Source organism: Nocardioides sp. HB32 (assembly GCF_054058995.1).
On record NZ_JBSSBS010000001.1, the window covers coordinates 3,575,686 to 3,592,222 of the forward strand.

At 71.0% G+C, this 16,537-nt stretch carries 7 protein-coding genes; 3 read left to right on the forward strand and 4 right to left on the reverse strand.

The window, feature by feature from the left end:
• Window positions 1-141: 141 nt before the first annotated feature.
• Window positions 142-7,167 carry an ExeM/NucH family extracellular endonuclease gene (locus ACVW2K_RS17980; protein ID WP_457203449.1) on the forward strand — a complete coding sequence of 2,342 codons (7,026 nt, stop codon included), beginning with the start codon at window positions 142-144 and terminating at the stop codon, window positions 7,165-7,167.
• A gap of 410 nt (window positions 7,168-7,577) precedes the next feature.
• Here ACVW2K_RS17980 and ACVW2K_RS17985 read toward each other — a convergent pair whose 3' ends face one another.
• Window positions 7,578-10,481, reverse strand: a complete 2,904-nt coding sequence (locus ACVW2K_RS17985) for a helix-turn-helix transcriptional regulator (protein WP_457203450.1) — start codon at window positions 10,479-10,481, stop codon at window positions 7,578-7,580.
• 190 nt (window positions 10,482-10,671) lie between these two features.
• Window positions 10,672-11,592 carry a helix-turn-helix transcriptional regulator gene (locus ACVW2K_RS17990; protein WP_457203451.1) on the reverse strand — a complete coding sequence of 307 codons (921 nt, stop codon included), beginning with the start codon at window positions 11,590-11,592 and terminating at the stop codon, window positions 10,672-10,674.
• 167 nt (window positions 11,593-11,759) lie between these two features.
• On the opposite strand from ACVW2K_RS17990, the gene ACVW2K_RS17995 reads away from it, so the two are divergent.
• Window positions 11,760-12,743, forward strand: coding sequence for an aldo/keto reductase (locus tag ACVW2K_RS17995; protein ID WP_457203452.1), 984 nt, complete (start codon window positions 11,760-11,762; stop codon window positions 12,741-12,743).
• Window positions 12,744-12,945: 202 nt separating this feature from the next.
• Here ACVW2K_RS17995 and ACVW2K_RS18000 read toward each other — a convergent pair whose 3' ends face one another.
• Window positions 12,946-14,391, reverse strand: coding sequence for a hypothetical protein (locus ACVW2K_RS18000; RefSeq protein ID WP_457203453.1), 1,446 nt, complete (start codon window positions 14,389-14,391; stop codon window positions 12,946-12,948).
• A 324-nt stretch (window positions 14,392-14,715) separates the two neighbouring features.
• Between ACVW2K_RS18000 and ACVW2K_RS18005 the strand changes: the two genes are divergently transcribed.
• A complete protein-coding gene (locus ACVW2K_RS18005) occupies window positions 14,716-15,582 on the forward strand; it encodes an alpha/beta fold hydrolase (protein ID WP_457203454.1) in 867 nt (288 codons plus the stop codon).
• Between the two features lie 68 nt (window positions 15,583-15,650).
• On the opposite strand, the gene ACVW2K_RS18010 is transcribed toward ACVW2K_RS18005, so the two are convergent.
• Window positions 15,651-16,412 carry a LamG domain-containing protein gene (locus ACVW2K_RS18010; protein WP_457203455.1) on the reverse strand — a complete coding sequence of 254 codons (762 nt, stop codon included), beginning with the start codon at window positions 16,410-16,412 and terminating at the stop codon, window positions 15,651-15,653.
• Window positions 16,413-16,537 lie beyond the last annotated feature (125 nt).

The following is a 16,537-nucleotide window of genomic DNA, read 5'->3' on the forward strand; positions in this document are numbered from 1 at the left end:
GGTTCTCTTCAGGACGCCGGATCGCTGCTTAGGCTGAGCGCACTTTCCGGGGGTGCTCTCTCGGGACCGATCTCTTCGCAGCACTCTCTCCATCTCGGTTGCTCCGGCATGCCCGCAGCCGCCCCGCGAAAGGCCACCCGCGTGTCCACTGCCCCCTCCACGCCGCTCCGCCGCCTCGGGCTGCTCGCCCTGGTGCTGGCCGTCGTCCTCTCGCCGCTGGCCCTGCTGGCCGCACCGGCGCAGGCGGCCGGCAGCACCGGCCTGGTCATCAGCGAGGTCTTCGGCGCGAACGCCGCGGCCGCGGCGTACAACCAGGACTACGTCGAGGTCTACAACCCGACGGCGTCGGCGATCTCGCTGGCCGGCAAGTCGGTCCAGTACCGGTCGGCGACGGGCACCGCGGCGAGCAGCAAGGTCGACCTGCCGTCGATCCTGCTGCCGGCGGGCGGGCACTTCCTGGTCGGCGGCGCGTCGACGGCGCCCACCACCGCGGCGACCATCACGCCGGACGCGGCCAACACGGCCATGAACCTCTCGGGCACGGGCGGGGTCGTCGTCCTGGCCAACAGCCAGACCCTGCTGTCCCTGCCGGCCGCGACCGACCCCTCGACCTTCCCGGCCGCCGTGATCGATCTGGTCGGCTACGGGACGACCCCCAACCTCTACGAGACCAGCAAGGCCCCGGCTCCGACCACGACAGGCACCCCTCCGAAGCCGGTCCTGAACCGCGCGGGCAACGGCGCGACCGACACCGACAACAACGGCACCGACTTCACCGTCGCGGCGACCGGTACGCCGGAGGTCTGCGACTGCATCGCCCCGACCGCGCTCAAGATCACCGAGGTCTACACCGAGGGCGGCAGGACCGGCGCGGCGTACGACCACGACTACGTCGAGATCCAGAACACCAGCGGCTCGACCCTCACCATGAGCGGGCTCAGCCTGCAGTACCGCGCACCGGGCGCCACCGGCACCGCCACGAAGATCGTCGACCTGACCGGCAGCATGGCGGCCAACTCCTACGACATCGTCCAGCTCGGCACCGACGGCGCCGCCGGCGCGCCCGTCGCGGACGTCCAGTACGACCTCAGCAGCACCGGGCCGAACCTCGACAGCGCTGGCGGCACCCTCTTCGTGGCCAAGAAGACCAGCGACTACGACCCGGGCACGGGCGCGGTGACGGCGGACCAGTTCCGCGCCGACCTCGTGGGCTGGGGCAGCAGCAACACCTTCGAGACGGCAGCGGCCGACAGCAGCACCGTGACCCCGGCCAAGGCGATCACCCGCCTGGCCGGCGGCACCGACACCGACGACAACAGCGCCGACCTCAACGTCCTCGACCCGACGCCGAACGGCGCACCGGCGATCCCCGAGCTGACCATCGCCGAGATCCAGGGCACCGGCACCACCACGCCGATGCCCAACGCCATCGTCGAGACGCAGGGCGTCGTCACCGCGTCGTACGGCACCGGCGCCACGGACTTCAAGGGCTTCTACCTGCAGACCGGTGGGCCCGAGACCACGCCCGACGCGTCCGATGCGATCTTCGTCTTCATGGGCAGCAAGACCTCGCCCGCGGTCGGCACCTCCGTCTCGGTCACCGGCCGGGTCTCGGAGTTCTCCGGGATGACCGAGCTGACGCCCAGCACTGCCGGCGACGTCACCACGCTCGCCTCCGCGCTGCCCGCGGCCGTCCCCGGCACGCGCCTGCCCGGCACCGACTGCACCGCCGCGGCCGCCGACTGCCTCACCGGCGCGGCCCTGGCCGCCGAGCGCGAGAAGCACGAGGGCGAGCTCTACCAGCCGACCGACCCGTTCACGGTCACCGACGGGTACGACGGCAGCCCGTGGGCCGACTCGGGCTCGAGCAACTTCGGTGAGATCGGCCTGGCCGCGAACTCGACCAAGCCGCTCTACCTCAGCGTCGACCTGGTCAACCCCCGCGACGACCTGGCCGCGTTCAACGCCAACGAGGCGTTCAACGAGGCCCACGCGATCACGCTGTCCGACGCCCAGTCGGGCACGGCCTCGACGAGCGCGGCCTTCCCGTGGATGACCAAGGACCACACCGTCCGGGTCGGCGCCGCCGTCACGTTCCCCGAGCCCGTCGTCCTCGACTACCGCAACAGCGCGTGGAACCTCCAGCCGATCCACCCGGTGACCGCCGGCGACACCGGTGAGGGCAAGGTCTCGATCGAGCAGGACCGGCCGGCCGCCCCCGACGACGTCCTCGGCACCACCGGCAACGTCAAGATCGCCACGTTCAACATGCTCAACTACTTCGTGCACGACGCGCAGAGCTGGGCGAGCCTGCCCGACGACGCGGCCGGACACGACCGGGGCTGCACGTACTACACGGAGCGCAGCGGCAGCACGGCTCCCGGCAACCGCGTCACCGCCAACACGTGCTCGTGGACCGACACCCGCGGCGTCGTGCCCCCAGCGACCCCGCTCGTGGACGGCGGCCTCGGCCCCCGCGGTGCGGCGCAGAAGTGCAACTGCGCGGACCTGAGCGACCCCAACGCCGACTTCGAGCGCCAGCAGGCCAAGGAGATCCTCGCCATCAACACGATGGACGCGGACGTGATGAGCCTGGAGGAGGTCGAGAACCCGATCAAGCTCGGCTACGGCGGCGTCACGCCGACCGCTGCCGACCGCGACATCGCGGTCGCCCACCTGGTCGACGTGCTGAACCAGGCCTGGAGCGCCGGACACGGCGGCGAGGACACGGTGGCCAACCCGCGCTGGGCGTTCGTGCCCAGCCCGCGGCCGGAGGCCCAGCCGACGATCGCCGAGCAGGACGCCATCCGCTCGGCCTTCATCTACAACCCCCGCAAGATCGAGACGGTCGGCCGCTCGGAGATCCTGGTGAACTCCGCACCGTTCCGCAACGCCCGTGAGCCGCTGGCCCAGGCCTTCAAGCGGGTCGGCGGCAACCGCGACGACGGCTTCGTCGTCATCGTCAACCACCTCAAGTCCAAGAGCGCTCCGCAGGACCCGACGACCGTCGTCGGCACCGACAACGACGACGCCGGCAAGGGCGCCGGCTACTACAACGGCGACCGGGTGCGGCAGGCCAGGGCCCTCGCCGCGTTCGCCGACTCCGTCTCCCAGGACAAGGGCATCCCGGCGGTCTTCATGACCGGCGACTACAACGCCTACAGCCACGAGGACCCGGTGCAGACCCTCGAGGCCGCCGGCTGGCACAACCTCGAGCCGCAGAACGGCGAGGCGTCGTACTCCTTCGCCGGCCTGGCCGGGTCGCTGGACCACGTCTTCGCGAACGACGCCGCCGTCGGCATGGTGTCCGGTCAGACCGTCTGGCCGATCAACGCCAACGAGCCGGTCTACTACGAGTACAGCCGGTACAACTACGACCTCACCCAGTTCTACGACGGCACCGTCCCGTTCCGCGCTTCGGACCACAACCCGGAGATCATCGGCGTCGACGCTCCGGTGAACCCGCCGCTCGAGGACGTCGACACCGTCCAGGTGCTCGCCTCGAACGACTTCCACGGCCGGATCCTCGACGACCCGGCGAGCGCCGCTGCCGGTGCCGCCGCGATGGCCGGCGCGGTCAAGGGGCTGCGTGCCGACAACCCGAACACGCTCTTCGCGATGGCCGGCGACCTCATCGGCGGCTCGACGTTCGAGTCCTTCATCGCCAAGGACAAGCCGACCATCGACGCGATGAACGAGGCCGGCCTGGACGTCTCGTCGGCGGGCAACCACGAGTTCGACAAGGGCTACCGCGACCTGATCGACCGGGTCATGAAGCCCTACGACGCCACCGACAACAAGTACGGCGGCGCGAACTGGCCCTACCTCGCGGCCAACGTGCGGCTCAAGTCGGACGGCAGCTACGCGCTGAAGTCCGACCGCGCGGACCACGGCTACGACCACTCCGACGGCGCGACCTGGTGGAAGACGCTGGACGACGGCCACACGGTCGGGTTCATCGGCGCGGTCACCGAGGACCTGCCGTCCCTGGTGGCGCCGTCCGCGCTCGAGGAGGTCGACGTCACCCCGATCGTCGCCGAGGTCAACGCGGCCGCCGACCGGCTCAAGGGCCCCGGGGGCTGCGGCTCCGACGACGGCTGCGACCTCGTCATCGAGCTGGTCCACGAGGGTGCCGCGACGCCGGCGCTCTCCTCGCTGACCGATGGCTCCAAGTTCGCGCAGATCGTCAACGGCGCGAACGAGAACGTCGACGCGATCGTGTCCGGCCACACGCACCTGAAGTACAACCACAAGCTTCCCGTGGAGGCGTGGGCCACCGAGGATCGTGCGGTCACCGAGCGTCCTGTGGTGTCGGCCGGCCAGTACGGCTCGTACCTCAACCAGCTCGAGTTCGACTTCGAGCCGGGCACCGACAACCTGCTCGACGTCCGCCAGCACGTCCTGGCGATGAAGGACTACGACCCGGACAGCGCCACCCAGGACATCGTCGCCGACGCCGTCGACAACGCGAACGTCCAGGGCCAGGTCAGCCTCGGCTCCGAGGACGGCCCGTTCCAGCGGGCGCGTCGCCAGGACCCGGCCACCAGCACGGTGGTCGAGAACCGCGGTGGCGAGTCGACCCTGGGCAACCTGGTCGCGGAGATCCAGCGCTGGAAGACCGGCGCGGAGATCGGGTTCATGAACCCGGGCGGGCTGCGGGCCGACCTGATGGGCTCGGGCAGCTACCCCTCGGACATCACCTACCGGCAGGCGGCCGACGTGCAGCCGTTCGCCAACACGCTGATGACCGCCGACCTGACCGGCGCGCAGATCAAGACGGTGCTGGAGCAGCAGTGGCAGCGCGACCCCGACGGCAACGTGCCGTCGCGCCCGTTCCTGAGGCTCGGCACCTCGAAGGGCTTCCAGTTCTCCTACGACCCGACCCGCCCCGAGGGCGACCGGATCACCGGGATGTGGCTGGACGGCGACCCGCTCGACGCGGCCACGACGTACCGGGTCTCCGCGACGAACTTCCTGTTCGAGGGCGGTGACAACTTCCGCGGGCTGATCGCCGGCACGCACCAGCAGGACACCGGGTTCTCCGACCTGCAGGCGACGGTCGACTACCTCGCGGCGCACCCGACCGTGAGCCCCGACTTCGGCCAGCACGCGGTCGACGTCCAGGTCACCAGCGCCACCCCCGGCGGCGGCTACGGCACCGGCGACACGGTCACCCTCGACGTGGCGTCGCTGGCGATGACCGGCGACCAGGTGCAGTCCGACACCCAGGACACCGCCCTCCGGGTCTACGACGGCAGCGACCCGGTCGGCCCGGCGGCGGCCGTCGACAACACGCTGCGCAGCCTGCCGGACGACGAGGCCGGCACCGCCCACGTGACGTTCACGGTCCCCGCCGGCGTCACCGGCCCGACCACGACGTTCCTGCTCGAGGGCGACCGGACCGGTACGGCGTTCCCGATCACGATCCCGACGCGGGACAACCGCACGAGCACGACGGTCTCGGCCGACGACGCCGCCGTCACGTACGGCGAGTCCGGGGACCTCGCGATCACCGTGGCCCCGGCCGCGGCGACCGGGACGGTCACCGTCAAGGACGGCTCGACGGTCCTCGGGACGGCCACGCTGGCCGGCGGTGAGGCGACCTACACCCTGGCGGCCGGGTCTCTCGAGCCCGGCGACCACACGCTGAGCCTGGCGTACGGCGGCGACGCGACCTACGCGCCGTCGACCTCCCCGGTGGACGTCACGGTGTCGAAGGCCACGCCCACGGTCGACGCGGCGGCCTCCCCCGCCACCGTCGCCCCCGGCGAGACCTCGACGGTCCAGGTGCAGGTCTCGGCGACGGGGTCCACCCCGACCGGCACCGTCACCTGCTCGGCGCCCGGTATGACCGACGTCGACGCCACGCTCAGCGGCGGCGAGGCCAGCTGCGAGGTCGGGCCGTGGACCACGGCCGGCGACCGGACCGTCACGGTCGACTACAGCGGCGACGGCCACACGGCGTCCGGCCAGACGACCGAGACCGTCTCGGTCGACAAGGCGACGTCGACCGTCAGCGCCGTGGCCGACCCGACCACGGTCACGCGGGGCACCGGCACCTCGCAGGTCACGGTCACCGTGTCCTCCTCCGGCGCGACGCCGACCGGCACGGTCAGCTGCGACGACGGCACACCGGCCGACGTCACGCTGACGTCCGGCACGGCTACCTGCACGGTGGGCCCGTTCAGCACGACCGGCCCTAAGACGGTGACGCTCACCTACCCCGGTGACGCCAACACCACCGCGGGCAGAACCACGGTGGCGATCAACGTGACCGCGCCCGGCGGTGGCGGCGGGGATACGCCGGTCGACACCACGGTCTCCGGTCACGCGGACCCGATCGTCTGGGGCGACCCCGGCAGCGTCCACGTCACGGTGACCTCGACCAAGGCCACGACCGGCACGGTGACGCTGCTCGACGGCTCCACCACGCTCGGCACGGCCAGCGTCGCGAGCAACGGCACCGCCGACGTGATGCTCCCGGCCAAGGCCCTGGCCGTCGGTAGCCACCCGCTGACCGTCCAGTACGCGGGGGACGCGAGCAACAAGCCCGCCACGGCCGCGGTCACGGTCGAGGTCCGCAAGGCCGCCTCGGTCACCGCCGTCTCGGTCAGCCCGCGCTCGGTCACGGTCCACCAGGGCACGGTCTCGGTCACGGCGCGGGTGACCTCGCCGGCCGGCGTACCGACCGGCTCGGTGGAGTTCACCGCCGACGGCATCCTGGTCGCGACCGTCCCGGTCGGCGCCGACGGCACCGCCACGGCGCAGGTCGGGCCGCTCGACACGGTCCGGACGCACGACGTCACCGCGCGCTACACCGGGGACGGCAACACGACGGGGTCGCAGGCGAGCGGCGCGGTCAAGGTCACCCGGGCGAAGCCGAAGATGTCCATCGACCGAGGTCCGGACCAGGTCGTGCGCAAGAAGACCCGAGTGGTCCTTGACGTCGCCCTGACCGCCCCCGGCCAGGTGGTCACGGGCGACGTCAAGGTCACCGGTGCCCCGGGCGGCTCGATCCTGACGACGCTCTCGGGCGGCTCGGTGAGGATCAAGCTGCCGGTCTTCACCAAGAACGGCAAGGTGACCCTCGAGGTGACCTACCTGGGCAGCGCGGACAACCAGAAGGTCTCGAAGGAGATCAGCTTCGTGGTGCTGAAGAAAGGCTGACCGCCTGGTCCCCTACGGCCCGTCGGCCCGTCGTCCTCGAGACGGCGGGCCGGTGGCGTTCTGGTGGGCGTGGGCCCTCCGCCCACTGAGACACGCCCCACCCAGCCAACATCGGCGCTTCAGCGCCAAGGCCTCAGTGCGGTCCGGACTGCCAGTCCCGTCCCGTGACCATGCCTCCCTCGACCCGTGTCCGGATCGTGTCGGGTGAGAGCCACGCCTTCCGGCGACTGGGTCGGATGCTGCGATAGGCGCCCCAGCCGACGACCCCCGTGACGATCAGTCCCAACACCCATGCCCACATGGCGTCCTCCTCAGCTCGGCAGAGTTCTTGGTACCCGCAGACTGACGCTGAGCGGGGCACTGCGACATAGGGCGATCGCCCTATTCGAGACACTCAGGCTCGGTGGCGCTCACACCAGGCCGGCTCGGTGGGCGATGGCCGCGGCCTCTCCGCGGTTGGCGACGCCGAGCTTGGCGAGGATGTTCGAGACGTGCACCGACGCGGTCTTCGGGGAGATCACCAGCGTGGTCGCGATCACCGGATTCGATGCGCCTTCGGCCACCAGTCGGAGCACGTCGAGCTCCCGCGGGGTCAGCCCCAGACCCGTGCCCGGGTGGGATGCGCTGGCGTGCATCCGGAGGTGGGCCGCGCGAGCCACGGTCGCCGCCTCCTCGGAGAGCGGTCGAGCGCCGAGCTGCTCGGCGATGTCGTGCGCCTCGCGGAGCAGCACACCTGCTTCGTCCGTCCGACCAGCAGCTGCGAACGCTGCGCCGGACCGGACCAGAGCGGTTGCCAGTGGGAACGGGCGGTTGACCTTGCGCCAGGCGTCGACGACGCCCGCCCACAGCTCGGGGGTGTCGACACGGCCGCGTCGTTCGAGGTCCGCGAGCGCGTGCGCCGCGTAGGCGTGGTCCTGACGGTTCCGAGGCGGCACGAGGGACAGGAGGTGCTGGATGCGTTGGATCACCCAGTCCCCGTCGGAGGTGGCGGGGTCCGTCCCTGACGCGGCGAGCTCTGCCTCGACCCGGGCGGCCACCCACAGCAGCAGGTGAACGAACCCGGGATAGGTGGCGAGCCGGTCGTCTCCGAGCACCGCGGCCAGGTGCACGCGGGCGGAGGCAAGGTGGCCCAGGCGGGCCTCGATGTCGGCGTCGGTGAGACATACGGCGAGCAGGTCGTTGAGGTCCGGGTCGACGAGCGACTCCCCTGTGGGTCGTGGCGGCTCACCGTCTGCCCGGTTCAGGTGGCCGTCGCGCCATACCGAGAGGTGGTCCGCCAGCCGCCTCGCTTCCCCGAGCACCCACTCCGGCAGGTCCTCGCCGAGCACCAGCGCCAGGGCCGCCTGGGCTTCGTCCCACCGGCCGAGCTCGATCAGAGTGTCCGCATGGTTCAGGTGGGCGATCCCCCACCACCCCGACAGCGGGCCGGGACGGTCACCGCCGAGGATTGTCAGAAGCCGGTGGATGATGTCGAGCGAGTCTTCCCCGCACAGCTTCTGAACGTCCACCAGGCACTGGAGTACCTCCGCGTGGACGAAGAGGTCATCAGCGAGCTCGCCGGCCGTCACCGCCTGCTGCGCCTCTCTCGCGGCGGCCGCGGTCTCACCCAGGCGGGCGTCGCTGTGCGCGGCGCCCGCAAGGGCCCGGGCGAGGAGCTCGGGGCGGCCCAGGGCGTCGGCGACCGCGACCGCCTGCTGCGCGGCCGACGCGGCCAGCTCCATCTGTCCGAGCCTGCGGTGCGCGTCGGTTGCCTCCAGGCACGCCAGCATCGCGTCCTCGCTCGGCGGGTCCATCGAGACGTCGGCGACGCATGCCAGCAGCTCGTCGGGCGAGAGGCGTTCGGGGCTGGAGGCGCGGGTCCGGTGCCACAGCAGCCGATGCATGGCCTTGCGGTGCGGTGAGGCGTCCGCTGGCATCGCCTTGGCGGAGACGTCGATGAGCCGCTGAGCTTCCTCAACCGGCCCCAACGTCAGGTACGTCGCCCACCCCGCGTCGCCGTACACGTCGACAAGGTTGGTGCCGGTCAGCGCCTCCGCGTCCTGGACAGCGGGCCAGATCTCGGTGGCCTGCACGAGCAGCTGCTTCTGTTCCGCGTACGCCGAGAGTCGCTGGGCGGCGTCGGCCGCGCGCACGTAGGCCACCAGCGTTCCGGCGGCGTCGCCGGCCCCCTTCCGGTGCCGCGCGGCGGCAATGAGCGGACCCAGGCCGGCGGGGTTGTCCCCGAGCACACCACTCCACCGCCGGTGCAGCGCCCTCTCGGCCTGGGGAAGGATCCGTGCCAGGGCCGCCTCGCGGAGCAGCTCATGTCGGAACCTGACGATCTCGCCCCGGCGGACCAGGACGCCGGCGGACACCGTCGCGGCGAACGCCGCATCGAAGTCTTGGACCTCTGGGACGGCTGAGGCGAGCTCGTCAGCTGACGCCGCGAATGCGGCGACCGCTGCCGCGTCGACGACAGCGCGGGCGTCAGGCGAGAGTCGGGCGAGTCGATGGCCGAGGAGCCGGTCCGCGAGTCCGCCGACGTCGGCGAGGTCGGCGTCGACGACCTCCTCGACCAGGAGGGGGATGCCACCGGTGATCTCGGTCATCCGTGCCAGCTCGGTCGCCGATGGGCGGGCGCCCTGGCGTAGCGCGGCCACCTGGGTCGCGATCTCCTCGGCCGAGAGGCGGAGGAGCTCGAGGCGTAGCCCGTGGCGGAGGCTTGTCAGCTCGGCGACGAGGGGTTGGCAGTTGGTGAAGGCCGGGTCGTCGGTGCGGGCACTGAGGAGGAGCAGGATGCGTTCATCGCGCAGCGAGCGGGCCAGGAAGTCGAGGAGGTCGCGGCTGGTCTCGTCGGCCCAGTGCACGTCCTCGACGACGATCACCAGCAACCGGGCGCGGCCGGCGTCTCGCAGGAGCCGGGCGACGACGTCGAAGAGCTGGGCTTGTGACGGGACCGGTGCGTCGGGGTTGCTGGCATCCCCTACGACGGCGAGCCTGGGCACAAGGGCGCCGATGGCGAGCTGTCCGCTGGCTCCGGCGAGGCGCCCCATTCGCGGCCCCAGGATCCGGTGGAGGTCTTCGAGTACTTCGCGGATAGGGGCAAGCGGCAAGGTGCCGGCGGCGCCGACCGAGCAGCTGCCCCAGCCGACTTGCGCGCGGTTTCGCTGGAGCCTGGCCGACACTTCGTCCAGGAGGCGGGTCTTCCCGATCCCGGCCTCGCCGAGCACCACCGCAACCCGGGGTCTGCCGGCCGCCGCGTCAGCCGCCAACCTCAGCAGGTCGGCGAGTGGCGCGTCGCGGCCCACCATCGGAACGGAACGCAGCCCCGCCATCCGTCCATGCTGGCACCGGCAGACTGATCCCACCACACCGCTGCGCGCGTCCTGGGCGACTCACTGCAACGTGCCCGGTCAGGTGGGTCCTTCCGCCGCCTAGTGGGGTGACCAATCCGGCGCGAACGAATGACCGCGGCATGTCTCGAGTGCAACCGTCGTCTGGCGTCGCCGCGCGCCGCTGGCGCACTCAGGGTCGCCGTTGCTGAGTTCTGTCGTCGAGGGTCGTGTGGATCTCGCTGGCGGCCCAGCTGGCCAGCAGGGCGAGCGCGTCGTGGGACGGGGTGCCCGGCTCGGGCAGGTAGGTGACCAGATTGGTGCTGGCGCCGGCCTCGAGGGGCAGTGACTCGAAGGGCAGGTCGAGGTCGCCGACGACCGGGTGGCGCAGCTTCTTGACGCCGATGTTGTGGATGCGGACGTCGTGGGCGGCCCACCGGTGCCGGAAGTCCTCGCTGCGCGTGGACAGCTCACCGACGAGGTCGGAGAGCTGACGGCCGTAGGGGTCGCGGCCTACTTCGGCACGGAGCAGGGCGACGGTGTCGTTGGCGACGGTCTCCCAGTCGCGGAAGATCGAGGTCGCGCGCGGGTCGAGGAAGACGAGACGGGCGTTGTTCACCGGCGCGTCGGAGTCGTAGAACGGTGTGAAGAGTGCGCGCCCGAGCGAATTGTGGGCGAGCACGTCGAGGCGTCCGTTGAGCACGACGGCCGGCACGGTGGGCATCGCGTCGAGGAGGCGCTGGACCGTCGGTCGCACCCGGTCCGGGGACGGGCGCCGCTGCTTCCTGGTCCCTGCGGGTGCGCCCGCGGTGCGAAGCAGGTCGAGCAGGTGTGCTCGCTCGGCGTCGTCGAGGCGGAGCGCGTGGGCGATCCCGTCGATGACGCCGTCGGAGACTCCGGCGGCGTCGCCACGCTCCAGGCGGATGTAGTACTGGGGCGAGACCCCGACCAGGAGCGCGGCCTCCTCTCGGCGTAGCCCTGGCACCCGACGACGCTCTCCGCCGTACGACGGGAGCCCAGCCTGCTCCGGGGTGATCCGCGCCCGGCGGGTGCTGAGGAACTCCCGGATCTCGGCCCGGACGGCGTCGCGGGGGTTCGGCTCCGAGGCGGTCATGCAACCACTGTACGAACGCCGGACCCGGCGTGGGAGTCACTGCTGGTGGCCCCCACGCCAGGGACTCCCGCAGGCTGTCGCGTGCTGCTTCTGTGGTCACGGGCAGCAGCTCGCCCAGACCACCGCCCAAGATCCACCATCCATCCACCATCCAAGGAAGCAGTCTGATGAAGAACGCACACCTCGGCGACCTCGTGGTGTCCCGCATCGGCCTGGGGGCCATGACCATGGCCGGCACCTACACGACCGGCGGACCGCTGGACGACACCGAGTCGGTCCGCGCCATCCACCGGGCACTCGATCTCGGCGTCACCCACATCGACACCGCCGAGGTCTACGGGCCCTTCCACAGCGAGGAAGTCGTCGGACGCGCCGTGAAGGGCCGCCGCGACAAGGTTCAGATCGCTACCAAGTTCGGCCTCGTCCAGCATCACGGAAACGGGCACTCGTTCGGCACCGACAGCAGTCCGGCGAACATCCGGGCGGCAGTCGAGGGATCACTGCGACGACTCGACACCGACTACATCGACCTCTACTACCAGCACCGCGTCGACCCGGACACGCCCATCGAGGAGACCGCGGGAGCCGTCGCCGAGCTCATCGCCGAGGGCAAGGTCCGGCACTTCGGGCTCTCCGAGGCAGCTCCCGCCACGATCCGCCGTGCCCACGCCGTCCACCCGGTCGACGCGCTCCAGACCGAGTACTCCCTGTGGACGCGAGACGTGGAGGACGAGATCCTTCCCCTGCTGCGCGAGCTCGGCATCGGCCTGGTGCCGTACTCCCCGCTCGGCCACGGCCTGCTCACCGGGCAGATCCGCTCGGTCGACGACTTCGGCGACGACGACTGGCGCAAGACGAACCCGCGCTTCACCGGCGACAACTTCCACCGCAACCTCGCCATCGTCGACGAGGTCACCGCGATCGGCGCCGAAAACGGCGCCACCCCCGCCCAGACCGCACTGGCCTGGCTACTCACCCGCGGCGACGACATCGCCCCCATCCCCGGCACCCGGCGCATCGCACGCGTCGAGGAGAACACCGCAGCCGAGGGCATCCAGCTCACCGCCGACCAGCTCCGCCGACTCGACTCGCTCCAGCCCGCCGCGGGCGAGCGGCACGACGAAGCCAACATGGCCACCATCGACCGCTGATGCACCCACTGGACGAACCGGTCGGCACCTGGTCGCCTGGTCTCATCACATCGCCGCAGGAGGCCGGGACTGCCGCGACCCGTGCGTCCACGACGTGCGTCTTCCGTCGCGCATGCCGAACCGCGACTGGCCCCGCGATAGCGGGAGGCTCGCTTTCCCGCCGGCGCAGGCAAGAGGGCGGCCGCGAATCCGCTCGTGCCGGTCACGGGGTGATGTTGCGTATGTAGAAGTCGGTCTGCTCGTCGGTGTCGTCGGGTGAGAGCTTGTCCGCGGATACGCCCAACAAGTGGCGCAGGTTCGGGGTGACGAGGCCGGAGAAGTTCTGGCGCACGTCTTCGGGGAACGGGCCGCCGCTGATGCGGACCAGCTGTCCGTCGGGGAGCCGCAGGTAGGTGTCGTAGTCGCGCGGGGTGTCCGTGCCACCCTCTTCGCCCGTCAGGTCGGCGGTCGATTCGACGACCGCGACCTCGCCGGTGCGGGAGGGGACGGATACCGCGGCTGGGCGCCGGGCGCCTCCGGCGTCAACGGCGGCGGGCACCAGCGTGCCGGTATCGAGGTCGGCGAGGTACGGGAAGTATCTCGCTGAGGTCCGGGTGGAATGCCCGACCGAGAGGGCGACGATGTTGCCGTTCCCGGAGAAGGTGCCGGTGATGTCGTCGTTGAAGGGCTTGGTGTGCCGAACGACGACGAGGCGTACGCGGCCGGTCTTGAGGTCGCGTGTGTAGGCATCGTAGTTGCGGTCGTCGTGGTCCTGGCGGGTGATGGGCTGGATGGAGTTGAAGAGGGCGTATCGGCCGTTGTCGGAGATGTCGGAGCCGTTGGCTTGGACGGGTTTGCCCTTGGGTCCGCGAGAGATGAGCGTCGTGCGGGCGGTCTCGAGGTTGTGGGCGTACTCGCGGAAAGTGGCGGGTGCGTTGCCCGGGACGAGCTTGGTGGTGAGCGCGGTGAATGTCACGAGGCGCCCGTCGGCGGTCATGCTGGAGGCGGTCGCACCGATGTTCGACGGCGAGTCGTGCTGGCGGCCGGCAGTGGACACGGACACGCGGGTGGTCTTGTCGGTCTTCGTGTCGCGGACGAACACGTCGGTGCTGTCGTTCGTATCGCCGCGCACGAGGTTGTCGGAGAAGGAGTCGAACAGCACGTAGCGGCCGTCATCGGACAGGTCGTGCCCGAGGCTGAACGAGTTCCCGTAGCTCCTCCCGTTACGGGCCACCGAGACCAGCTCGGCGGTACCTGCGACGGTGTCGACGACCGACACCTGCTCCCATGCGTCTCCTGGATTGCCGGCGGTCGGTGCCCAGGTGACCACGACGAACCGGCCGTTCGCGGATACGGCATCGAGCCTGAAGGAGGCTAGCGGCCCGCGAGGGTCGACGACGTTGATGTCGACGTCGCGAAGCTGCCAATCGCCGACCGTTGGCAAAGCTCGCTGCCGGGAGGGTGCCGCAGTGCCGGACGGCGGAGCAGCCGCCGACCCCTCGCTCACGAGGCCTGCGCCCGCCAGCGCGGTGCAGAGCGCAGCTGGCGCCGCTATCGCAGCGGTACGCCGCCGCCTGGGGCGCGGCCTGGTCTTGGTCGGTCGGGTGGATCCAGAAGCCAGCTGTCGACGGACCATTTCCGGCCCCCCCCTTTTGGCCGGGGCCCTCAACCCGAATGCGGCGTCGCCGCGGTGGGCGCGATCGGCGCGACGGAATGGAAAGCTTCTTAGGCTTGATCAAGCGTCTCAGGCCGGCAAGCGCCGCACCAGACCCGGTCGGACTACATCTGCTGGGCTGGCGCGGGGCGACTCTCCCTGACGCGGCGCCGACATGCACCAGAGCTCCGGCGAGGCGCGTCTGACCGCCGCGACGGCGCTCCTCCCCGTCAAACCTCCATCACCGGCGCGTCGGCTGCGGGGCGGCGACAGAGGAGGCGTGGGTCGTCGTTCGCCGAGATCCGGTGCGTGGCCGCTTGCCGGGAGTAGCGTCGAGCCATGGAGCTGTTCCGGACGGCCGATGGCCGCGACCTGGAGTACGTCGAGGTCGGCGATCCGGGCGGCCAGCTTGTCGTGCACCTGCACGGCACGCCGGGCACCGCTGGGTCGGTGAGACTCCTGGCGGATGCCGCCCACCGCAAGGGCGTACGGCTGGTGGCGGTCTCGCGGCCCGGATACGGCCGGTCGACCACGACGCCGCCGGGACTGCTGTCGGTGGCACGCGACGTCGGCGAGCTTGCCGGCTGGCTGGGGGTCGATGAGTTCGCGGTGCTCGGCACCTCGGGCGGTGGACCGTTCGCGTTGGCCACCGCCGCCGCGCTGCCGGCTCGGGTGCACCGCGTCCTGGTGGCCGCCGGCCCGGGCCCGGTCCACCTGCTCGCCCCGCAGCACCTCGAACCGGACGACGTGCTGGCCCTCGAACGGCTGGCCGCCGGCGACGTCGATGGCGCCGTCGCCCTGGTCACTGCCGAGGCCCAGCGAGACTTCGACCCCTGGCGCCAGCTTCCCGATGGTGGGTTCGAGGAGGCGCTGGACCAGATGGCACCCCCCAGCGAGCACTACTTCGACACACGTCCCGAACGGCGCGCTGAGTTCGTGGCCGACTTCCGCCGCAGCCTGGAACGCTACGACGGGTTCGTACGGGACAACCTCAGCTGGCTCGGGTCCTGGGACTTCGACCTCGCCGACGTGGTCTCCCCCGTCCTCCTCTGCTACGGCGACGCGGACGCCATGGTCCCAGCGACCAACGGCGAGTGGCTCGCCGGACAACTCCCCACCGCGACCCTCGCCGTTCAGCCCGACGCCGATCACGGAGAGATCACCTTCGGCTCGGGCGACTACCTGTTCGCGGCCCTCCAGAACTGACCTGGAACCACCGACTGGCGGGGCCGACCTCTCGTCAGCACCTCCAGCTCCGAGGCCATCGCGCGTCGTCAGGATCGCGACGCGAGCTGGCCGATCTCGGTGGCGTCGAGCGCGCGGTCATAGACGCGGACCTCGTCCAGACGCCCGTCCCAGAACGCCTCGAGCAACCCCTTGGTCGGGTTGTTCTTCGCGCCGACCGCCAACGGCTCACCACTGATGCACGTGCGGCCCGAGACCCGCTTCGCCCCGGCGGCGCGGCCGTCGATGTAGATCCTCAACCACGTGCCGTCGTACGTCGTCGCCACGTGCTTCCAGCGATCGACGGGAAGCGCGCGGGTGCTGTCGAAGTACGTCCAGCTGGCGCTCGCGCAGCCGCCGTAGAAGCCACCGACCCGCACGAGGCCATTGGTCCTGACGTTCATCCAGTACGCGCCGGCCTTCTCGAGGACCTCCCAGCGCCCGAGCGTCTGATCGTTCGGGATCCCGGTGTAGCGCACCCAGGCGGACAACGTGTAGGTGTCCAGATCCAGGACCGTCGAGGAAGGGACGTCGACGAACTGGTGCTGGGTGCCCGTGAGCTGCAGCGCCCGTCCGTAGCCCGCCAGGCCGGTCACCAGCCGCACCGTGCCCGAGCCCGCCACGACCTGTCCGTCCAGCGAGCTCGGGGACGTGTCGGCGATCGTGCCCTGCGACAGCGTCTCCATCGAGTAGTGGAGTACGAGGCCGTTCTCCGGCGCGGCGACCGCTGCTGAGACAGCGGGACTCGCACCGGCGATCGGGACCGCCGCGATCAACGCAGTGGCCACGAGCAGCGAGTGGAGTCGTCGCATCAGCACCCCTGTCCACACGTCGAACCGGCAGGTCCCACGTACCGTGGACGGTATCCGTCGGACGAACGTCCCAGCATCACCAATTGTGGCCTCCGCCGACCGTGGCGCACCCCCCTCATGTCCAG

What these genes read in the sequence shown, in the direction of transcription:
- ACVW2K_RS18010 (WP_457203455.1), bottom strand. Translation starts at nt 16,412, where the DNA reads ATGCGACGACTCCACTCGCTGCTCGTGGCCACTGCGTTGATCGCGGCG.
- ACVW2K_RS18005 (WP_457203454.1), top strand. Translation starts at nt 14,716, where the DNA reads ATGGAGCTGTTCCGGACGGCCGATGGCCGCGACCTGGAGTACGTCGAG.
- ACVW2K_RS17990 (WP_457203451.1), bottom strand. Translation starts at nt 11,592, where the DNA reads ATGACCGCCTCGGAGCCGAACCCCCGCGACGCCGTCCGGGCCGAGATC.
- ACVW2K_RS17985 (WP_457203450.1), bottom strand. Translation starts at nt 10,481, where the DNA reads ATGGCGGGGCTGCGTTCCGTTCCGATGGTGGGCCGCGACGCGCCACTC.
- ACVW2K_RS17995 (WP_457203452.1), top strand. Translation starts at nt 11,760, where the DNA reads ATGAAGAACGCACACCTCGGCGACCTCGTGGTGTCCCGCATCGGCCTG.